The sequence below is a fragment of the Microlunatus soli genome (assembly GCF_900105385.1).
Classification (GTDB): Bacteria; Actinomycetota; Actinomycetes; order Propionibacteriales; family Propionibacteriaceae; genus Microlunatus; species Microlunatus soli.
This window is the reverse complement of the sequence record NZ_LT629772.1, coordinates 5,278,788-5,300,281: the sequence shown is the minus strand read 5'-3', so window position 1 is coordinate 5,300,281 and position 21,494 is coordinate 5,278,788. Positions and strand designations below refer to the sequence as shown.

Below are 21,494 nucleotides of genomic sequence, written 5' to 3'. Positions count from 1 at the left end.
ACCTGCGCAGGATACGGCTACCAGGATCCGGTCGACTGCGGATCACGCACCCCTGTCCACCCGATGCCTGTCGAGCCCGATACCTGTCGAGCCCGGTGTCTGTCGAGCCTGGTGCCTGTCGAGGACGGCGCCGAGCTGGCAGGCCATCAACGCGGCAACCTGCAACTGCTCCTTGGTCGGCCGGCTCCATCGGGTTGCAGCGATCACGATCAGTCGACCGTAGGGGCGGCCGCCGCAGGTCACCTCGATGTCGATCGGCCGGTCGGTCGGCAGTCCGGTCCGCCGCAGGTTTGCGGGGTGCCCGTTGATCAACAGTGTCCCGTCGGCCTCGATCGTCGCGGCCGATGCGCCGGGAGGGGCAGGGCTTGCGGAGTAGCCGCAACTGTCGGCGTCCAGGATCTCACCGACCTGGTCCTGGACCAGTCTGATCCGGTCCGCCGGGCTCTGCTCGGCTCCCGCGGTCGCGGCGACGTCGACGGCTCCGGCCAGGTAACCACGGCTGCGAGCGGACCGCTGCCGAAACCCCTGCCCGATCCAGGCGAGCTCACTGACCATGGCGCCGACAACAACCAGCAGCGCGGCCGTCTGGATCAGCTGCGGATCGTCGATGGTCAGCCGATACAGCGGAGGGGCCCACAGCACGTCGAACGCCAAGCCCGCCGTCATGGCCGCCGCCAGTCCTGCCGACCGGCGACCGGCCGCGGCGACGGCTACCACGCAGACCACGAGCACCAGGGCCACATTGGTCGGATCCAGGGAGCCACGCAGCGGGATCAGGCAGCCCGCGACCACCGGTGGCCCGGCCAACGCCGCGACCCAGATCGCCGACGTTCCTGCCGGCCGACGGAGGTCGTCGGTGCCGTCCGGATTCATCGCAGGTCCTCCTTCGACGCTCCGATCGACTGCAGGAGCGCGGCAAGACGGGCGGCTTGATAGACCGTCGCCCACTGCCGGTCGAACCGAATCCGCGACATCCTGCCGCTGCGCCACGCGGTGTCGGCGGCGATCAGATCACCGATCAGTGCACCGGTCGCCGACGGCCCTGCCGATCCCGCTCTGTCACCACTGCCCGATCGGTCCGATGGCGGTGCCGATGATCTTGCCAACACCGAACGCTCGTCACAGACGAGCTCGAGCGTGCGTCGACGGACCGGGGCCGCGGTGGCCCTGACCATCATCGCGCCGCCACCGAACAGACCGAACGCCGTGATCACCGCGACGGTCGGATGAGCGATCGAATACAGGATCAGGCCGACCGCCGTGGCGAGCCAGCCGAAGATCGGCAACGCCGCTGTCGACGTGCAGAATCGCTGCCACGCCGATGTTCCCGGTGGATAGAGGAACGCTACCAGCAGCGTCGTGCTGGGACGGCCCCGTCGGACGATTCCCCAGCAGAAGTGGGCTCCGGTCGTCCAGTCCAGCGGACGCATCCGCGGCTGTCGATGTGTTGCGATCGGCGGTGCAGGCGCCCGGCGGCTATGCCGTACCGACGGTCGACCGACTTTGCTGGTGGTCACGTCTGCCAGTCAAGGACCACGCGGGCGCGGGTGAAAGCATCTTGACGCTTTCCGTACGGGCATCGCCAGCATCTTCACGCGGTCCATACGCCTGATCGAACCGCCCGCGGCGAGGGCCGACGGAGGCCGAGCGCTCACCGCCCGCGCGATCCGCCGGATTTGGCGTCAAGAACGCGTTCGGGATGACGGCAGCCCCGTATGGATCTCGTCAAGATCGTCGGTCAGCTGCACACCTGCGGTGTTTGATCGGGTCGGCGTTGATCAAGGACGCCCGGATCCCCAACGGGGAATCGTCGATCCGTGAAGGAGTTTGTCGTGCTCGATGTGGTGTACGTACTGGGCACTCTGGCCCTGTTCGTGCTGATCGGAGCTGTCGGTCGGGCGGTGGAGAAGCTGTGATCGTTTTTGAGGTCATCGCCGCACTCCTCGCCGTAGCCGCCGCCGTATACCTGGTGTACGCCCTCGTGAAACCGGAGCGTCTGTGATGGAGTGGCTGTCAGCGATCCTGTCCCTCGTGGCAGTCGGAATCCTGCTGGTCGTCGGCTACCGCACGCTCGGTGACTACATGGCGTGGGTATACGTGTCGGACAAGGATTGGCGTCCCGAGCGCGGCTTCTACCGGCTGATCGGTGTGGACCCGAAGGCCGAACAGACCTGGCGGAGCTACCTGCGTGCGGTGCTGGTCTTCTCCGCCGTCGGGCTGCTGATCGTCTACCTGTTGCAACGCACTCAGCAATGGCTGCCCTACTCCCTCGGGCTCGGGGCACCCAGCCCGTTCCTGTCGTTCAACACGGCCGCATCCTTCGTGGCCAACACCAACTGGCAGTCCTACTCGCCCGAACAGACGCTCGGCTACACCGTTCAGCTCGCCGGGCTGGCGGTGCAGAACTTCGTCTCCGCCGGGGTCGGCATGGCCGTGGCCATTGCGCTGATCCGCGGACTGGCTCGCCGCGGCTCGCCGACGATCGGCAACTTCTGGGTCGACCTGACCCGGGGCACGGTGCGCATCCTGCTACCGGTGGCGGTACTCGGCGCGATCGTGCTGATGGCCGGCGGGGTGATCGAGAACTTCAACGGCTTCGTCGACGTCCAGACCGTCGCCGGCGGCAGCCAGAGCGTGCCGGGCGGTCCGGTGGCGTCGCAGGAAGTGATCAAGCTGCTCGGCACCAACGGCGGCGGATTCTTCAACGCCAACTCCTCGCACCCGTTCGAGAACCCCTCGGGATGGACGAACGCCTTCGAGGTGCTGTTGATGTTGATCATCCCGTTCGCGCTGCCGCGTACCTTCGGCCGGATGGTCGGCGACAACCGGCAGGGCTACGCGATCGTCGCCGCGATGGGGATCCTCTTCGTGGCGTCCTTCTCGATCCTGACCTCGCTGCAACTCGCCGGACGTGGCACCGCACCGCAGCTGGCCGGAGCCGCGACCGAGGGCATCGAGCAACGGCTCGGGATCGTCGCGTCGGCACTGTTCTCCACCACCAGTACGGGCACGTCGACCGGTGCGGTGGATGCGATGCACGACTCCTACACCGCGCTCGGCGGGATGATGACGATGTTGAACATGATGATCGGCGAGGTCGCGCCCGGCGGCGTCGGATCCGGCATCTACGGGATCCTGATCAGCGCGATCATCGCCGTCTTCGTCGCCGGTCTGCTGGTCGGCCGTACGCCGGAGTTCCTGGGCAAGAAGATCGGGCCGCGGGAGATCAAGCTCGCCAGCCTGTACATCCTCGTCACACCGGCGCTGGTGTTGAGCGGGACGGCGCTGAGTTTCGCCGTACCCGGTGTCCGCCAGAGTGTGCAGGACACCTCGATCTCCAATCCGGGTGTGCACGGCATGTCGGAGGTGCTGTACGCCTTCACCTCGGCAGCGAACAACAACGGGTCGGCGTTCGCCGGAATCAGCGCGGACACACCGTGGATGAACACCGCACTCGGAGTGGCGATGCTGCTCGGTCGTTTCGTACCGATCGTCTTCGTGTTGGCATTGGCCGGAGCGATGGCCGCACAGACGCCGGTGCCGGCGACCCGCGGAACGCTGCCGACGCATCGACCGCAATTCGTCGGTCTGCTGATCGGCGTGATCGTCATCGTGACCGCCCTGACCTACTTTCCCGTTCTCACCCTCGGTCCGCTAGCGGAAGGACTGTGACGCACCATGTCCACCACACTTCAAGATCAACACACCACAACCGAACCGGCGGCGTCACCGTCGGCCGGATCGAAGACTCCGGCCGGCGCGCTGAGCTGGCAACAGATCCGGTCCGCGTTGCCGGGGATGGTGCGCAAGCTCGATCCACGCCAGATGTGGCGCAACCCGGTGATGTTCATCGTCTGGGTCGGCGCGGCCCTGATCACCGTGCTGGCGATCGCCGAACCCTTCCTCGGCGGTCCTTCCTCGTCCGGCGGATCTGCCGTCCCTGCTGCCTTCACCGGCATCATCGCCGGCTGGCTGTGGTTGACGGTCCTGTTCGCCAACCTGGCCGAATCGGTTGCCGAAGGACGCGGCAAGGCGCAGGCCGAGACCCTGCGACGTACCAAGACGACCACCGTCGCGCATCGGGTCCGCGAGTACGACCCGGTCGACGACGTGTCGGCCGAACGGGCCGCAACCGACGAGGTCGCCTCCTCCGACCTCGGCCTCGGTGATGTCGTGGTGATCACCGCCGGCGATCTGATTCCCGGCGACGGCGACATCATCTGGGGCATCGCCTCGGTCGACGAGTCCGCGATCACCGGCGAGTCCGCGCCGGTGATCCGCGAGTCCGGTGGCGACCGGAGCGCCGTCACCGGAGGCACCCGGGTGCTGTCGGACAGGATCGTGGTCAAGATCACCTCCAAACCGGGCGAGACGTTCGTCGATCGGATGATCTCCCTGGTCGAGGGGGCGGCACGGCAACGGACGCCGAACGAGATCGCGTTGAGTATTCTGCTTGCCTCGTTGACGATCATCTTCGTCCTCGTCGCTCTGACCCTGAACCCGATCGCCTCCTACGCTGCCGCACCGGTCAGCATCACAGTGCTGGTCGCGCTGCTGGTCTGCCTGATCCCGACGACGATCGGTGCGTTGTTGTCGGCGATCGGCATTGCCGGCATGGACCGACTCGTGCAGCACAACGTGCTGGCGATGTCCGGCCGCGCCGTCGAGGCTGCCGGCGACGTGACCACGCTGCTGCTGGACAAGACCGGCACCATCACCTATGGCAATCGGCGCGCCAGCGAGTTCGTCCCGATCGGCGATGCGGACCGCGTCGAGCTGGTCCGGGCCGCCGCGCTGTCCTCGCTGGCCGACCCCACCCCGGAGGGGACCTCGGTCGTCGAGCTGGCCCGTGACGAGGCGACCGACATCCCCGAGATCGCACCCGGCGAGATCGTCCCGTTCACCGCACAGACCCGGATGTCGGGTCTCGATCTCCCCGACGGCCGTCAGATCCGCAAGGGCGCCGGCTCTGCCGTGGTGTCCTGGTTGGAGTCCGCGGGGCAAGCGCCGGGCAGCGGTGTGCTGGCCGAGATCGACGACCGCACCGGGCAGATCAGCCGCTCCGGCGGTACCCCGCTGGTCGTCGCGGCCAGGGCCGCCGACGGGACCGGACGGGTACTGGGCGTCATCCATCTCAAGGACGTCGTCAAGGACGGTCTGCCGCAACGTTTCGCCGAACTGCGGTCGATGGGCATCCGTACCGTGATGATCACCGGCGACAATCCGTTGACTGCTGCAGCCATCGCCGAGGAGGCCGGCGTCGACGACTTCCTCGCCGAGGCCACGCCCGAGGACAAGCTCGCGCTGATCCGGCGCGAGCAGGACGGCGGAAACCTGGTCGCCATGACCGGTGACGGCACCAATGACGCGCCCGCGCTGGCCCAGGCCGACGTCGGCGTCGCGATGAACTCCGGTACCTCGGCTGCCAAGGAGGCCGGCAACATGGTCGACCTCGACTCCGACCCGACCAAGCTGATCGACGTCGTCCGGATCGGTAAGCAGTTGCTGATCACCCGCGGCGCGTTGACGACCTTCTCGATCGCCAACGACATCGCCAAGTACTTCGCGATCATCCCGGCGATGTTCACCGGTGTCTTCCCCGGACTGGCCGCCCTCAACATCATGCAGCTGCACTCCCCAGCCTCGGCCGTGCTGTCGGCAGTGATCTTCAACGCGTTGATCATCATCATCCTGATCCCACTGTCGTTGCGCGGAGTCCGCTACCGACCGGCCGACGCATCCACGATCCTGGGCCGCAACCTCCTGATCTACGGACTCGGCGGCATCATCGCCCCATTCGTCGGCATCAAGATCATCGACCTTCTGGTTGCGCTGCTGCCTGGCTTCTGAGCCAGCAGATGATCATGAACGTCGTCCATCAACACCTGTACAGCAACAAGGATCATTGACATGAACACGAACAACCGCGCGACCGGACGGACGATCACCGCCGCCATCCGAGCCATGGTGATCATCACCCTGATTCTCGGACCGGTCTACGCGCTGGCGATCACCGGCATCGGACAGCTGATCATGCCGGCCAAGGCCAACGGCTCGCTGATCCAGGACCGGGCCGGAACGGTCGTCGGATCCCGCCTGCTCGGCCAGTCCTTCACCGATGCGAAGGGCAATCCGCTGCCCCGCTATTTCCAACCCCGTCCTTCCGCGGCCGGTGATGATGGCTACGACGCCGCCGGTTCGAGCGGCTCGAACCAGGGCCCGGAGAACGACGACCTGGTGGCGGCGATCAAGCAACGCCGACAGCAGGTTGCCACGTTCAACCAGGTCCCCGCGGCCAGCGTTCCCGCCGACGCGCTGACCGCGTCCGCCTCCGGCTTGGACCCCGACATCAGTCCGGCCTACGCCGACCTGCAGATCGCCCGGGTCGCTGATGCCCGGCAGCTGCCGGTCGGGACGGTGCGCACCCTCGTCGAGGAGCACACGAGCGGGCGCGACCTGGGATTCCTCGGGCAGCCCACGGTCAACGTACTCGAGCTGAACCTCGCGCTCGATGAGGCCTGACCGTTCCGAACGTGACGGAAGGAGACGTCGACGGTGAAGGGCCGGTTGCGTGTTCTGCTCGGTGCTGCGCCCGGCGTCGGCAAGACCTACACGATGCTCGAGGAGGGCCGGCGACTTCGGGCCGAGGGCCGTGACGTCGTCGTCGCCTTCCTGGAGACCCACGGGCGGGCAGCGACGGCGGCGATGGCCGACGGCCTGGAGATCCTGGCACGCCGCTCGATCAGTCATCGCGGAGTCGAACTGACCGAACTCGACACCGCCGGCGTGATCGCCCGTCGGCCCGACATCGCGCTGATCGACGAGTTGGCCCACACCAACGCACCGGGCTCGGCGAACCCGAAGCGTTGGCAGGACGTCCAGGACGTCCTCGACGCCGGCATCGATGTGATCTCGACGCTGAACATCCAACACATCGAGTCGCTCAACGACGTCGTGGAGAAGATCACCGGGGTCCCGCAACGCGAGACCATCCCGGACGCGGTGCTGCGCACGGCCGATCAGACCGAGGTCGTCGATCTCGCTCCGCAGGCGCTGCGCGACCGACTGGCCGGCGGCAACGTCTACCCCGCCGAACGGATCGACGCGGCGCTGTCGAACTACTTCCGGATCGGCAACCTGACCGCGCTGCGCGAGCTCGCACTGCTCTGGCTGGCCGACGAGGTCGACCAGGCCCTGCAGCACTACCGGGCCGAACACGGCATCGACACAACCTGGGAGGCCCGCGAGCGAGTGGTCGTCACACTCACCGGCGGACCCGAAGGAGACACCCTGATCCGACGGGCGGCTCGGATCGCCGCCCGGTCATCGGGAGGCGAACTGCTCGCCGTTCATGTCACCAGCCATGACGGGCTGCGGGCCGGCAACCCCGGCACCCTGCTCAAACAGCGCGCACTGCTGGAAGAACTCGGCGGCAGCTATCACCAGGTCCTCGGCGAGGACATCCCGCGCGCGCTCGTCGACTTCGCCAAGGCGGTGAACGCCACCCAACTCGTCATCGGCGTCAGCAGGCGGAGCCGACTCGTCGCAGCCCTCACCGGGCCCGGCATCGGCGCCACCGTCACCCGCGAGGCCGGCAACATCGACGTCCACGTCGTCAATCACGCCGCGGCCGGCGGCCGGGTCCGGCTTCCCCGGATCGGCGGCGCGCTCTCGCTGCGCCGGCGGGTGGTCGGCCTGATCCTCGCGCTCTTCGGCGGACCGCTGCTGACCTGGTTCCCGGTCACCGTCCGCTCGACCGACACCATCACCAGTGACGTCCTCAGCTATCAACTCCTGGTCGTGGTCGTGGCGCTCATCGGCGGCATCTGGCCGGCAGCGTTTGCCGCGGTGATGTCCGGGCTGACGCTGGACTACTTCTTCGTCGAGCCCTACAACACGATCACCGTCGACGAGCCTGCACACCTGCTCGCCCTGACGCTGTACGTGATCATCGCCGGCCTGGTCAGCTTCGTCGTCGACCGGGCCGCGCGACAGACCCGTGCGGCCCGACGGTCCGCCGCCGAGGCCGATCTGCTGGCCACCACCGCCGGCAGCGTGCTCCGCGAACGGGACGCCCTGCATGCGCTGGTCGCCCGGACCCGCGAGGCGTTCAACCTGAACGGCGTCAAGCTCAGCGCCGACGCCATCGTGCTGGCGGCCGACGGCGACATGTCGGCAGAGCTCACCGAGAAGATCGGCGTCGGAACCCGCGCCACCCTGCAGCTCTACGGCCCGCCGATCGAGGCCGCCAACCGGCGCCTGCTGTCGGCGATCATCACCCAGATCGAGGCAGCGATCCAACATCGCGATCTCGCAGCCACCGCCCGCGAGGTCGCCCCGCTGGCCGCATCCGATCGGATCCGCAGTGCCCTGCTGACTGCCCTCAGCCATGATCTCCGGCGGCCACTCGCAGCAGCGACGGCAGCAGTCGGCGGCGTGCTACACACCGGGAACAGTCTCAGCGACAGTGATCGGACCGAGCTGCTGCAGACCGCCGACGAAAGCCTGACCACGCTCACCCGGTTGATCACCGACCTGCTCGACGTCTCCCGGGTCCAGGCCGGCGCACTTACCGTCACGTTGACCTCCGTGGACCCGGCCGACGCGATCCTCCCGGCCGTGGACGAACTCCGACTGACGCCGCGCGAGGCGGAGCTCGACCTGCAGCCCAACGCCGTCCGGGCCGACCCGGTCCTACTCCAACGGGTGATCGTGAACCTGTTGACCAACGCCATCCGGCACACGCCGCCCAACACCCCGATCCGGGTCAGCACCAGCGCCTTTGGCGACCGTGTCGAGATCCGGATCATCGATCACGGCCCCGGCATTCCGGCCGACCGGCGAGATGAGGTCTTCCTCCCGTTCCAGCGGCAGGGAGACACCGACAACACCACCGGCCTCGGCCTCGGACTCGCGCTGGCCAAGGGATTCACTGAGACGATGCACGGCAACCTCAGCATCGAAGACACTCCCGGCGGCGGCGTCACCATGGTCCTGTCGCTGCCCGCCGACGCCACCGACCGGACCCCTGCGCCATGAAGATCCTGATCGCCGCCGACGACGAGCAGTTCCTCTGAGCACCGCGCATCCCCTTGCGGCGAAGGGCGACACGGTGATCACCCGCCGACAAAGGTGTCGATCTCCTGATGCTCGACCTCGGCATGCCGCAGTTGGAGGGCATCGACGTCATCCAGGCGATCGGCGGCCGGTCCGCGATGCCGATTCTCGTGATCTCCGGACGGGCCGCCGATGTCGACAAGGTCGCAGCTCTCGACGCGGGCGCCGATGACTCCGTCGTCAACCCCTTCTCCGTACGAGAGTCAGCGCAGGCGGACCAGTCGGTTCCACGCAGATTACCGGGCTGTTCCGGGACGGCACCGTCAACAAGCTCATCGAGTTCGCCTGTCGCTCTCTGCGTCGGTGGTCCGGACGATCAGCCCAGGATCTGAGCGCATCCTCGGCCGGTGAACAGCAGGCCGAACACGAGCAGGACAATGATACCGATGATCTGGTTGTGCGCGACCAGCCAACGGGTCGCGGTGCGGAGGAGGCCGCGCCCGCGCTCACCGGCGAACAAGAACACGATCGTCGGAACAATGAAGTCGAGCAGACTGGCCAGCAGCAACAGCGAGAGCGCCAGCAATTGCCCTGCCAGTGAATTGTCTGCGGTCAAGATGATCCCGAGGCCCGATCCGAGGATCGCGATGTTCGGGTTGGCGATGGCGAGCACGAGTGCGGCAGCCAGCACGAATCCCGGTGTTGGGTCAGTGAGTTTCTGTACCCAGGCGGGCTGATCGTGGTGGGCCGAGTCCGCGACCTTCTGCGCCGGGTCCTGCCGCGCCAACGGAGGCAGTGGTGCAGCTACCGTCCGCACCAGCGATGCCGGATGGACGGCGGCATCGGCTGCTGCTCTCGCAGTCGGCGGAGCCACCTTGCGGTGGCGACCCCGGAGCCACGACACCACTCCACCGATGAGGAACAGCAACCCGACGACCAGGCTGATCCAGCCTCGGACGGCCGCCGGTTCGTCGGTGGACGACGCCCCGGCCGAATGTCCGATCGTGAGGACGATTGCCGAGAGCACGGCATAGACCACCAGGAAAGTGCCACCGAACAGCGCGACATTGCGGAACGCATGCGTGGACGCGAGCAGCAGCAGGCAGCCGATGATCGCTGCCGGGGTGATCACCAGGCCGAGCATTTCCGGCAACAACTGCCTCAAGAGCTCCGACATGGACAAACCGTGGCGCGTGCAGATGAAGTTCCGCTCACCCCTGGCAGGTGATCCTCTCCGCCTCGCACTCGCAAGGTCCCGGCCGAGAGCGTCCACGGTCGACGGATCGGACATCGATTGGTATCCGCTCACCCGGATCGGGTGAGCCGCCGCCCCGGGCCGATCCGAATAGTGGCTGAGACACCCCACACGCTCAGTGACGCCCCAGCCGGTGACCGAACGATCGAAGGTGGAGATGAGGGACAACGCGCTCGCCAACTGGCGGCCCGGGCCGGCCAAGGATGCCATTCTCGGCTACCTCGCCGGCATCGATGACATCCCCGTCGACGAACGCATCGCCTGCATCGACAACGACGGCACGATGTGGTGCGAACGTCCGAACTACGTGCAGTACGACTTCTTCCTCGACGCGCTCCAGCGGTCGGCCACGGCAGATGCGACGCTGGCCGACCGGCCCGAGTTCGCGGCTGTCCTCGATCAGGATGCTGCCAAGATCGGTGAACTCGGATTGGCCCGGATCGCCGGCGCGCTGGCCTCGCTGTACGACCGTCGGACGCCGGACGAGTTCGCGGCAGCGGTCGACGCCTTCGTCGGTGGCTACCGTCATCCGAAGTTCGGCCGCGCAGTCAGCGACCTCGTCTATCGGCCGATGCTGGAATTGATCGGGGTCCTCCGATCCCACGACTTCACTGTCGCGATCGTCACCGGTGGCGGCACCGAGTTCGTCCGCCGGATCGCCGGCGCGCTGTACGGAGTACCGCCCGAACTGGTGGTCGGGACGCTGATCGGCTACCGGTTCGATCGCGACGATCAGCAGTCGCCGCTGCTCCGCCGGTCGGTGTCGTTGCTCGGCTCGGCGAACGAAGGCGAGCCCAAGGTCGCGCACATCCAGACCCAGCTCGGACGGGCACCGATCGTTGCGGTCGGCAACTCCGGCGGTGACCGGGAGATGCTCGAGTGGGCGGCCGCGGGCCCGCGCCCCGGACTGGCGCTGTTGATCGACCACGATGACGCCGACCGGGAGTACGCCTACGCGGGCAGCGCGGCCACCTTCACCGACGCCGAGCCGATCACCGCAACCGCCAACCGGCTCGGTTGGACCACGGTGAGCATGGCGCGCGACTGGGAGTGCATCTTCGACGAACCGGACGGCCAGGCGCCCGACCAGGACGAACGACGGGATGACTGAACGGGCCGACCGGACTGGCCGACGGGGTGGACAGGACCGACGAAGCGATAACGGGCTACACAAGCCGGCCCGGCGACGAGCGGAGACCAGATGATCCACCGGCAGATACGGCGAACGGGCGGCGCGGCCGGCAGGTCACAGTGGGTTCGGCGCGGATGGCGTCGGGTCCGCAGGCCGATCGCCGGAGCGCTCGCGTTCGGAATGCTGGCAAGTGGGCTGGTCGCCCCACGGGCCCAGGCCGAGGACCCCGGTGAGCTGACGGTCGACAAGACCGCATCGGTCACCGACGTCGAACCGGGCGACACGTTCGAGTACTCGATCGTCGTCACCTGCACCAACATCGGCTCCGGCGGCTGCACCAGCGCCCAGCTGACCGACACCCTGCCCGAGGGGATCTCCCTCAATCCCGGACCGGAGGCGATCTCGGTCACCGGCGCGGACGGAACGGCGACCGGTACCGCTGACGGCTTCACCGTCGACTTCACCGACCCGTTGACCGATCCCGCCGGTGGGCAGGGAATGGCCGACGGGTCGACGGCGACGATCACCGTCCCGGTCGTGGTCGACGAGGACATCGACCCGGAGCTGGACGGCACCGACCTGATCAACACCGCGACAGCGGACGGCAGCAACACCGAGCCGGCCTCCGACACCGCGACCGTCGTGCCCAGCATCCCGATCACGCTGGCGGCCAGCACCGACAAGTCCTTCGACCCGGACAGCGGGATCGCCAATCCCGGCACCGCGACAACACTGTCGCTGTCCGGCGGCAACGATTCCAACGTTCCGGTCGACGAGATCACCCTCACCGACCCGACCGACCCGCCGGGAGCGTTCGAGTACCTCGGCCTGACCGACGCACCGGACGTGACGCTGCCGGCAGGCGCCGAACAGGTGCAGGTCGACGTCTATGTCGACGGCAACTGGATCAACGGACCGCCCGGCCCGCCGCCGGCCATCCTTCCCGACGGCGTCGATCCCGCTGACGTACAGGGCATCCGCATCCATCTCATCAGCACCGACGGTGCCGACATCGCGCCGGATGCGACCGGCACCGTCGACGTCCCCCTGGAGCAGCGCGACAATATCGATGACGCCGGCACCGGGCCACTGGCCAACGAGGTGTCCACCACCGTCACCAGGGACGGCGACGAATCCGATCCGACGACCGCAGACGCCGACTACACCGTCCAATCCGCCGACATCGATCTGGCCGCCTCGAAGAGCTTCGATCCCGACATCATCGCGGCCGGCAGTGACAGCACCGTCACCATCGGCGCCACCAACACCAGCGACCGGACCCTGGACACGCTGACCATCACCGAACCGGATCCGGACGGCGACAACAACATCTTCACCGACGGGCTGACCTTCAGCGGCTGGGGTGACGACATCCAATGGCCGGCCGGCGCAACCGGTGCCTCGGTCACCTACACCTACGCCGACGGCAGCTCCGAAACCCTCGACGCCGACGCCCCCAACACCCTGCCCGAGCCGGACGACAGCAAGACGGTGACCGGCTTCACGGTGGAATTCACCGGCGACATCACTGCCGGCGCGGAAGCCTCGATCCCGTTCGCCGTCACCGCCGACGAGGATCAGGACGCCGACGAAATCGATCACCCGAACACGATCAGTGCCGACTCGACCGCGTCAGGGGGCTATCACGGCCACGCGACCGCCGACGACACCCTGACCACCATCGTCCGACGTATCGCCATCGACACCGACAAGACGATCGTGCCGTCCGAGATCTACTCGATCCCGGGGCAGACCGCCTTGGTTGAGCTGTCCGGCCGGATCACCGACTTCCCCGACTCGACGACGACGGCGAATGACATCGTCGTCCAGGATCCGGCCGATCCGGATGACAGCGATTGGTACGACGCCTTCGCGCCGACCGGCGTCGTGGAGACGCCGATCCCGGCCAACGCCACGCTGACCGTCGAGTACTACAACGGCACCGAATGGGTCCCGGTCCCCGGGATGGAGGACGTCCCCGGCCCGGACACGTTCACCGGAGACTTCCCGCCGGAGGTCGTCGAGAACGCCCAGGGCATCCGGTTCGACTACCACTCCGACGATGGTTTCCCGCCGGGCACCGAGGTCAATCCCAACATCAACTTCACCCTGAAGGACTCCGCAGCCGGCCAGGACATCGACGTCGAGGACTGCGCCAACTCTCAGGCACTCTCCGCACAGTCCGACGTACCGGATGCGCAGTCCGATCCGGTCTGCCGCAGCATCCATATCCAGCCGCTGACCCCCGGCAACGGCGACATCATCGACAAGGACTGGGACGCCCCGAAGGCCGTCGGCGAGCGGACCCAGGAGGCTGCGGGGCTGACCATCCACTGGTCAACCAGCGGGGCAAACAACATCGACCAGATGATCATCTCCGACGTTCCCGATCCGAGCGCGGCGGGTCTCGATCAGAGTGTCTTCGACAGCTTCGACCTGGTCCGGATCGACCCGATCACGGCGGACATGGATCCGCACCTGACCTATGACCATGTCACCGGGGTCGAGCTCTACAGTCTAAGCCAGGACCAGTGGATCGAGGCTCCGAACGATCCCTGCCCGGCAGCCTGTGACGGCACCTTCCCCGGCTATGACCTCAGTGCCGAAAGCCAGGCCGACACCATCGCCTTTCGACTGACCTTCGAGGAGAGCCCGACCCGGATCGACCGGATCCCCGGCAACCCGGAGGCACCACCGGTCGGCAGCGGCGTCGCCCGCTCCTCCGGCAACGACCGCGACATCCACCCGGTCTTCCGGATCCGCGACGAGCTGCGGTCCGATCCGGACGACCCGGTGCTGGCCGAGGACGCCTACAACGTCGACGGCGAGACCGGCCAGGTCCGCAACGACGCCCAAGCCAGTGTGATCGTCGACGGCGACGACATCGTCGACCAGGACGCCTCCGACATCATCGCCATCACACCGGTCAACGTCACCGCCCAGATCACCAAAGACTGGTCCGGTGGACCGCTCGGCGTCCCCGAGCCCGGCACCGCCGACTTTCCCGACGAGTACCCGACCGGTCGGGTGCACCTGGCCGGGGAGAACACCACGCCACGCAAGGTCGACTCGCTGACCATCAGAGAGCTCGAGGCTGCGGAGCCGTTCGACGTGTTCAATCTTCAGGGTTTCGTCGACATCACCGAGCCGGGCTCGATCGGCGCGACCGACGTCACCGTGACACTGCACCTGGCGACCGGCGGGACCCGGGAGCTGACGCGCGATCAAGCGCTTTCTGCTACCGAGGCCGAGCTGTCCGATGTGGCCGGATTCGTCGTCACGTACTCGGGGCGGATCACATCCGAGGGCATTGCGAACATCACGTTCGACACCAGGCTCCGACCGACCCACCGATCGGACGGGACGCCGGTCACCGCTACCGACGACAGCCCGGTCAACAACCTCGCTGCCGCCCAAGTCAGTGATCTTGATGACTATCCCGGTGTCGAACCACGGACCAACACCGACGCAGACCCGGCCCAGATCGAACTGGAACCGCGCGGCGTCGGCCTGGCCGTCACCAAGGACATCAGCCCCGCATCGCAGACCGAGCCGGACGACTCCCCCGTCACCGTGACGCTGACCGGTCAGCCGTCCGGGCCGTCCCGTACGAACTGGATGCAGCTCACCGACGACGACCAGACCTTCTTCAACGCCTATGACTTCACCGGGTTCGGCGACTTCGCCTTCACCGCCCCGATCGACCGGGTCCGGGTGGATGCCTACACCGGCGGCACCTTCACCGCGGCCGGCGGCGACGTCGTCCGCACCGGTGGTCAATGGGTGAACGGGACCGCCGGCACCGCCCTGGCACTACCCGACGGCGTCACCGCCGACCAGGTCCAAGGATTGCGGTTCACCTTCACCAAGGCGGACGGCTCGATCTGGGAGAACCCGTCCAACCCGACCCAAACCGTGCTGTTGCAGGTGCAGCGGCGCGATGATCTGCGCAGCGGTGGTCCGGTGACCACCGACCTGGCAGGCAATGATCCGATGCCCGGCGAGGACGACCCGGGGGTGTCCAGCGACGACGTGCACGGTGAAAACCGGGCAGCCGACACCGTCAACGGCGAGCCGTTGACCGCGGAGGATGACGCCACCGACAGCATCCTCTACCAGCACTCGCAGAATTCGGTCGAGGTCAACAAGACCCCGACGGGTGCTCAGCCGCCGGCCGCCGACATTCCGTACACGCTGACCTTCACCAACAACGGGCAGACACCGATCACCAACCCGGTGATCACCGACCACATCCCGTCCGATGCCGACGGCCCGTTGCTGGTCAAGGATCCTGATCTTGCCGATGGCGACAGCGGCTACACCTACGCACTGCAAGGCGATGCCCCCGATCCGCCGAACGGTAGTGCGCTGCCGACCGACGCCGCCGGCACCGCCGACGAGGTCACCGTCGCCGAGGATCCGACGTTGCTGACCTTCACCTTCCCCGAGGGGACGGTGCTGGAAGTCGGACAGACCTACACCATCACCACGGCGTTGCAGTTCCGGACCGGTTTGCCGGGCAACACCGATGTCACCAACACCACCGGGATCACCGGTGATCGCCCCTGGGACGAGTGTGCCCAGAGCTTGGATGACGACAGCGGCGAGTGCCAGGCCAGTACGACGGTCTACCCGACTCGGGCCGGAGCGCTCCGGGGCGTGAAGATGGTCAAGGCCAACGACGACGAGCTCGGCGTGCTGAACACCCGCGACGACCCGGACGGCTGCCAACCCAACGACGACGGCTTCTACGTCAGCGGCTGCGTCCCGGTAACGAAGCCCGGCGGAACCGACACCTGGCGGTTCGAATTCACCAACACCGGTAACCTCCCGCAGGACAAGGTCTACGCGATCGATCGGCTGCCGACACCCGGCGACACCGGAGCGATCACCTCGCTGGAACGCGGCTCGCAGTGGACGCCGGAGCCCTTCCGACTCAGCTTCGCCGGTGCCACCAAGGGCACCGTCAGCCAGATCCGGGTGTCCTACGACACCGATCAGGACCTGTGCACCGAGGATCTGGACAGTCTGCAGGGCTGCCCGGACGGTGAGTGGACCGCGCTGACGACCGTCGATGATCCTCAGCCGGGTGACGGAATCGACCTGCCGGCCGATGCGACGGCGGTCAAGATCGAGACCGACTTCGTCGAGGACATGCTGCAGCCCACCGGCAGCGTCAGCTTCGACGCGCAGACCCGCGCCCCGGCACAATCGGAGACGGCAGGACAGGACACCATCGCCTGGAACACCGTTGCCGTCGCAGCCGAGACCAACGACGACGGAAACCTTGCCCTGGCACCGAAATCCGAGGGCAACAAGGTCGGAGCCGCCTTGGCGACCGGACCACTGGAGGTGGAGAAACGGATCGAGGGGCCGGCCGCTGATCATGCACCGGAGCAGTTCCAGCTGACGCTGCACTGCACCTCGTCCGGAGAAGATGTTGATCTTGGTGACAACGCCACGATCACGGTCACTCCGGGCCAGCCGACCCGGGTCGACGACCTGCCGTGGGGCTCGGAATGCACCCTCAGTGAGGACGACGCCGCCGGCGCCAGCGACTTCGACGCCACCACGGTGACGGTGGGCCGGGACGATCAGACCGTGCCGGTCGTGATCGCCACCAACACCTATGACGATGCATCGCTCTCGCTGACCAAGGGCCTCGGCGACACCGCGGTCGATCAGAACGGAGACCCGGTCGCCTACGGGCCGTTCAGCTTCGACGTCGACTGCACCTTCCTCGGCGATCCGGTCTACGCCGACGGCTACGGGCCGGGCAACCCGATGGTCGCCACCTTCGACGCCAGCGAGACGGTGACCTTCACCGAACTGCCGGCCGGTTCGGAATGTACGGCGACCGAGACCGACAACGGCGGCGCCTCGGGAACCGCCTGGTCGTTGAACGGTGACGACTACACCGACGGTGACATCGCCGAGCTCACCCTGGATCCCGACGGAGGCGGCGGAACGGTGACCAATGCTGTGGCCTTCCGCAACGACTTCCCGACCACCCAACTGCTGATCAAGAAGAACGTCACCGGCCCCGGCGCGGCCACCTACGGCGCCGGCCCGTTCACCGTTCACCTGCATTGCGAGAACCCGGCAGACGACGCCGTCGTCTACGACAACGACATCGAGCTCGGTGGCGATCAACCGCTCTCGGCGACGGTCGACGACCTGTACGACGGTGCGAGTTGTGAGGTCACCGAACCCGGCACCGGCGGCGCCAATTCCACCACCATCGATCCGGACGGACCGTTCACCGTCACCGGCGACGACCCCGAAGATCCGGTCACCGTGACAGTGGCCAACGACTTCCAGGTGGCGCCTGTCACCGTCACCAAGGTGATCAGCGGCAGCGGTGAGGATCTGGTCCCGGACGGTACCGAATTCACCGTCCAGTTGACTTGCACCCGCCAGGTCGACGGCGAGACCGTGCCGGTCCCGATCCCGGCCGATGGCGTCAAGACCCTGACAACACCCGATGATCTTGAAGCCGGCTATCGCGGCCTGCCGGTCGGCGCGACCTGCACACTGGCCGAGCTCGATGATGGCGACGCAACCGACACCACGATCACGCCGGACGGGCCGTTCACCATTGGCGACACCGACGGCGTCGAGATCACCGTCGACAACGAGTACCAGGCCGGCTCGGTCCAGATCCTCAAGCAGATCACCGGTGGCGGTGCCGATCAGCTGGCCGACGGCACTCAATTCAGCGTGCAGCTGACCTGTACGACGACGGTGAACGGCGAGACCGTTCCGGTGCCGCTGCCCGAGGACGGGGTCCAGGCCCTGACCACACCCGATGATCTTGAGGCCGATTACGCCGACATTCCGGTCGGCTCCGAATGCACCGCTGCCGAGACCGACCAGGCGGGCGCAACCACGACGACGATCGAACCGGACGGCCCGTTCACCGTGGGAACCCAGGACGAGCCGGTGACGGTGACCGCAACCAACGACTACTCGGTTGCTCCGGTGCGAGTGATCAAGAAGATCACCGGCGACGGCGCAGCTCAGGTCCCCGACGACACCGAGTTCAGCATCCAGCTGACCTGCAGCACCGACTTCGGCGGCAATGAGATGCCGGTGGACCTTCCGGAGGCCGGTGTCAAGACCCTGACCAAGGCCAACGGTCTGCAGGCCGCCTACACCGACATCCCGGTCGGAGCACAGTGTCAGGCCGAGGAACTCAGCAGCGGCAGTGCGACCAGCACCACGATCGATCCGGACGGGCCGTTCACCGTCGGAGTCGCCGATCCGGACAAGCCGCTCACCGTCACGGTCAGCAACGACTACCCCGTCGGCTCGGTGCAGGTGATCAAGAAGCTCACCGGAGACGGTGCTGCCCAGGTCGCCACGGACACCGAGTTCCGGATCCAGCTCACCTGCACCACCCGCTACGGCGGCGACCCGGTCCCGGTGCCACTCCCCGACGACGGCGTGACAACCCTGACCAAGGCAGACGGCCTGGAAGCCCTCTACAACGACATCCCGCTGGGAGCGGAGTGCCAGGCAGCCGAGATCGCTGACGGTGGCGCCACCTCCGCCAGCATCGAACCGGCCGGCACCTTCACCGTCGACTCTGCCGACCCGGAGACTCCGATCACGGTGACGGCGACCAACGACTTCGAGGTCGGGCCGGTCCAGGTGATCAAGGAGATCACCGGCGACGGTGCCGCCGACGTTCCGTCTGACCTGACCTTCACCGTGCAGCTCAGCTGCACCACCGAGGTGAACGGTCAGTCGGTGCCGGTGCAACTGCCCGACGACGGTGTGCAGACGCTGTCCAAGGCCCACGGACTGGAGGCCGACTACTCCGACATCCCGATCGGCGCGACGTGCCGCGCGACCGAAACCGACAACGGTGGAGCGGCGGATTCGACGATCAGTCCCGCGACCATGATCGTCGGTGCCGACGGTGACGCCGCGGCCTTCACCGTGGTCAACACATTCGACGCCGAGCAATCACCATCAGCGACCACAGGGACACCGGCAACTCCTCCGGAATCACCCGGTACCCCGCCGAATCCGCCCGAGTCGACCGCGACGGCGCCACCCGGCAGCACCCTACCGAACACCGGCGGCCCCCGACTCGGAGCATTGATCATCGGCGCGGCGCTGCTGATCGCCGGTGCCCTCGCCCTGGCCGCCGCGCGGCGACGCCGCCGTGGCTGACACCAGCAGCCGACCGATCAAGGGAACCGCGGCCCGCAGTGACGGTTCCGGGATCAGCTGCGGTGCCGGAAGCGGTCGAGCCCTCGGTGAAGGAACTCGCCGAACCAGCTGCGCTCAGCCTGATCATCGGCCAACGACTGATCGGCGGCGTCCGGCTCGTTACCGGCGATCCACTGCTCGGCGTCGTGCTGGGCCGCCACCGTGGAATGGGTCAGCCGATCGGTCATCGGATAGAGGTTGCGTTGCCCGATCAGGTGGCCGGCGCCGGTCGCGTCGAGCTGGCGACGAACATCGGTGGAGATGCCGCTGATCTTCAGCCGACAATCTGCCGCCTCGAGGCGGGATGCGTAGTTGATCATCACATTGATGAAGGTACTACCGAGATCTTCCTTACCCCGCAGCGTGATGATCACGACCGAGTATTGCGAATCCTCGTCGATCGCCGGAAGTTGATCCTCGAAGGTTCCGGCCGAGGCGAAGAAGAGGCTCCCGTACGGTCGGAGCACGACAACCTCGGTCTGGCCCAATCTCGTCGGGACGTCACTCTCGGTGACCGATCCGTCATCGGCGATCGTCCAGCGGCGGAGCGAGACCCGGTTCGCCTGACGGGCGACATGCAGAATGATCGAGATCGCGATGCCGGCCAGCACGGCGTACTGCAGCGGGATCAACAGCGTCAGCACGAAGGTCGCGGTCATCACGGTCGCCTGCAGGATGCCGGTGCGCCAGACCATCTGGATCTGGGTCGGCTTCAACGACCGGAGACCGACGACGATCAGTAACCCGGCCAACGCAGGCATGGCGACGTAGCCCACCACTCCGGAAAGGGTGAGGACGACGATGATCATGGTGAGTCCGGCGACGAGCTGGGCGATCCTGCTCCGGGCGCCGGCGTTGGTGATGATCGACGTCGCCGACATCGAACCGCCCACCGGCATGCCGCGCAGCAGTCCCGCGGCGATGTTGGCGATCCCCTGCCCGCGGAAGTCACCGGAGGCGTCCGGATAGTTGCCATCGGGATTGGCGACCGACTTGCTGATCGCGGCGCCTTGGACCAGCCCGACAAAGGCCAGCGCGACCGCCGGGACCAGCAAGGACGGGATCAGGCCGATGGCCGGCAGCTGCGGCTTCGGCAACGCACCCGGGACGGCGGTGATCTCGTTGAGCCGGTGTACGCCCAACGCTGGGATCGCGCCGACAGCGGAGCCGACGATGATCGCGATCACCATCCCCAGGGCGCCCAACCGAGTCCGGCCGAGGGTGATCACGACAACCATGGTCAACACGCCGACGGCGACATCGGCCCAGGCCCACTGCCCGACGTGCAGGATCGTGTTGACGGCTCGCAGGACACGGTTGATCCCGACGCTGTCGTAGCCGGTGAGGTTGTCCAGCTGACCCAGCACGATGTTGATCGCGACGGCATTCACAAAACCGGTCAGCACGGCGTTCGGAACCCAGCGGACGATCCAGCCGAGTCGGGCAATACCGAGAACGAGCATGATCACACCGGTGAGCACGGTGAGGGTGAAGAGTGCCCGGTGGGCGTCGGCATTGTCCCCCTGAACGGAAGGCACGTCGGACACCACAACGGCCATCGCGCCGGTGGCCTGGACGGTCATGAAGGTCGAGCTGGTGGTCAGGGCTCCGAAGATCGTTCCCATCATGTACGCGTACAGCCCGGACACCGGATTCACCCCAGCGAGCAGCCCCGCGGCCAGGCCGTCCGGGACACTTTCCACGCCGAGCACCAGGCCGGCGGGAACGTCCTTCTTCCAATGCCTCAAGGAGAATTGGCGCAGCCAGCCGCGGACAGTCGCGGCGGCGACCTGCGAACCCTCGGCAGCCGGCACCTCTGCTGGCTCCGGA

At 67.1% G+C, this 21,494-nt stretch carries 11 protein-coding genes and 1 pseudogene; 8 read left to right on the top strand and 4 right to left on the bottom strand.

Translation table 11 applies throughout. From position 1 onward, the window contains the following. Positions 1 to 42: 42 nt before the first annotated feature. Both BLU38_RS24275 and BLU38_RS24270 read right to left on the bottom strand, forming a co-directional pair. Positions 43 to 873 carry a DUF4118 domain-containing protein gene (locus BLU38_RS24275; protein WP_091528305.1) on the bottom strand — a complete coding sequence of 277 codons (831 nt, stop codon included), beginning with the start codon at positions 871 to 873 and terminating at the stop codon, positions 43 to 45. After that, positions 870 to 1,430 (bottom strand): DUF6611 family protein, encoded by a 561-nt coding sequence (locus BLU38_RS24270; RefSeq protein ID WP_091528303.1) that lies wholly within the window; start codon positions 1,428 to 1,430, stop codon positions 870 to 872. The genes BLU38_RS24275 and BLU38_RS24270 overlap by 4 nt, the downstream gene beginning before the upstream one ends. A 482-nt stretch (positions 1,431 to 1,912) precedes the next feature. On the opposite strand from BLU38_RS24270, the gene BLU38_RS32430 reads away from it, so the two are divergent. The 6 genes and pseudogenes from BLU38_RS32430 to BLU38_RS24240 form a co-directional block, all read left to right on the top strand. Next, positions 1,913 to 2,002 carry a potassium-transporting ATPase subunit F gene (locus BLU38_RS32430; protein ID WP_157683681.1) on the top strand — a complete coding sequence of 30 codons (90 nt, stop codon included), beginning with the start codon at positions 1,913 to 1,915 and terminating at the stop codon, positions 2,000 to 2,002. Next, positions 2,002 to 3,672, top strand: a complete 1,671-nt coding sequence (gene kdpA, locus BLU38_RS24260; protein WP_091528297.1) for a potassium-transporting ATPase subunit KdpA — start codon at positions 2,002 to 2,004, stop codon at positions 3,670 to 3,672. Before BLU38_RS32430 ends, kdpA begins: the two co-directional genes overlap by 1 nt. A 126-nt stretch (positions 3,673 to 3,798) precedes the next feature. Next, complete coding sequence (gene kdpB / locus BLU38_RS24255; protein ID WP_407939718.1) at positions 3,799 to 5,850, top strand: potassium-transporting ATPase subunit KdpB; 2,052 nt, start codon at positions 3,799 to 3,801, stop codon at positions 5,848 to 5,850. Positions 5,851 to 5,910: 60 nt separating this feature from the next. Next, positions 5,911 to 6,522 (top strand): potassium-transporting ATPase subunit KdpC, encoded by a 612-nt coding sequence (kdpC, locus tag BLU38_RS24250; protein WP_091528292.1) that lies wholly within the window; start codon positions 5,911 to 5,913, stop codon positions 6,520 to 6,522. Between the two features lie 33 nt (positions 6,523 to 6,555). Further along, positions 6,556 to 9,039, top strand: coding sequence for a sensor histidine kinase (locus BLU38_RS24245; protein ID WP_269458136.1), 2,484 nt, complete (start codon positions 6,556 to 6,558; stop codon positions 9,037 to 9,039). Positions 9,040 to 9,140: 101 nt separating this feature from the next. Then, a pseudogene (locus BLU38_RS24240) lies at positions 9,141 to 9,449 on the top strand (response regulator); the annotation flags it as partial. On the opposite strand, the gene BLU38_RS24235 reads toward BLU38_RS24240, so the two are convergent. Continuing rightward, a complete protein-coding gene (locus BLU38_RS24235; protein ID WP_157683680.1) occupies positions 9,434 to 10,234 on the bottom strand; it encodes a GAP family protein in 801 nt (266 codons plus the stop codon). The pseudogene BLU38_RS24240 and the gene BLU38_RS24235 overlap by 16 nt on opposite strands. A gap of 235 nt (positions 10,235 to 10,469) precedes the next feature. Between BLU38_RS24235 and BLU38_RS24230 the strand changes: the two genes are divergently transcribed. After that, complete coding sequence (locus tag BLU38_RS24230) at positions 10,470 to 11,423, top strand: HAD family hydrolase (protein WP_091533066.1); 954 nt, start codon at positions 10,470 to 10,472, stop codon at positions 11,421 to 11,423. Positions 11,424 to 11,624: 201 nt separating this feature from the next. After that, positions 11,625 to 19,625 (top strand): DUF5979 domain-containing protein, encoded by an 8,001-nt coding sequence (locus BLU38_RS32105; RefSeq protein ID WP_172836211.1) that lies wholly within the window; start codon positions 11,625 to 11,627, stop codon positions 19,623 to 19,625. 53 nt (positions 19,626 to 19,678) lie between these two features. On the opposite strand, the gene BLU38_RS24220 is transcribed toward BLU38_RS32105, so the two are convergent. Then, a complete protein-coding gene (locus BLU38_RS24220) occupies positions 19,679 to 21,478 on the bottom strand; it encodes a SulP family inorganic anion transporter (RefSeq protein WP_197679844.1) in 1,800 nt (599 codons plus the stop codon). Positions 21,479 to 21,494 lie beyond the last annotated feature (16 nt).

Coding starts and splice junctions, on each gene's coding strand:
- BLU38_RS24235 (WP_157683680.1), bottom strand. CDS start 10,234: ATGTCGGAGCTCTTGAGGCAGTTGTTGCCGGAAATGCTCGGCCTGGTG.
- BLU38_RS24230 (WP_091533066.1), top strand. CDS start 10,470: ATGAGGGACAACGCGCTCGCCAACTGGCGGCCCGGGCCGGCCAAGGAT.
- kdpB (WP_407939718.1), top strand. CDS start 3,799: ATGGTGCGCAAGCTCGATCCACGCCAGATGTGGCGCAACCCGGTGATG.
- kdpA (WP_091528297.1), top strand. CDS start 2,002: ATGGAGTGGCTGTCAGCGATCCTGTCCCTCGTGGCAGTCGGAATCCTG.
- BLU38_RS24275 (WP_091528305.1), bottom strand. CDS start 873: ATGAATCCGGACGGCACCGACGACCTCCGTCGGCCGGCAGGAACGTCG.
- kdpC (WP_091528292.1), top strand. CDS start 5,911: ATGAACACGAACAACCGCGCGACCGGACGGACGATCACCGCCGCCATC.
- BLU38_RS24270 (WP_091528303.1), bottom strand. CDS start 1,430: ATGCGTCCGCTGGACTGGACGACCGGAGCCCACTTCTGCTGGGGAATC.
- BLU38_RS32105 (WP_172836211.1), top strand. CDS start 11,625: ATGCTGGCAAGTGGGCTGGTCGCCCCACGGGCCCAGGCCGAGGACCCC.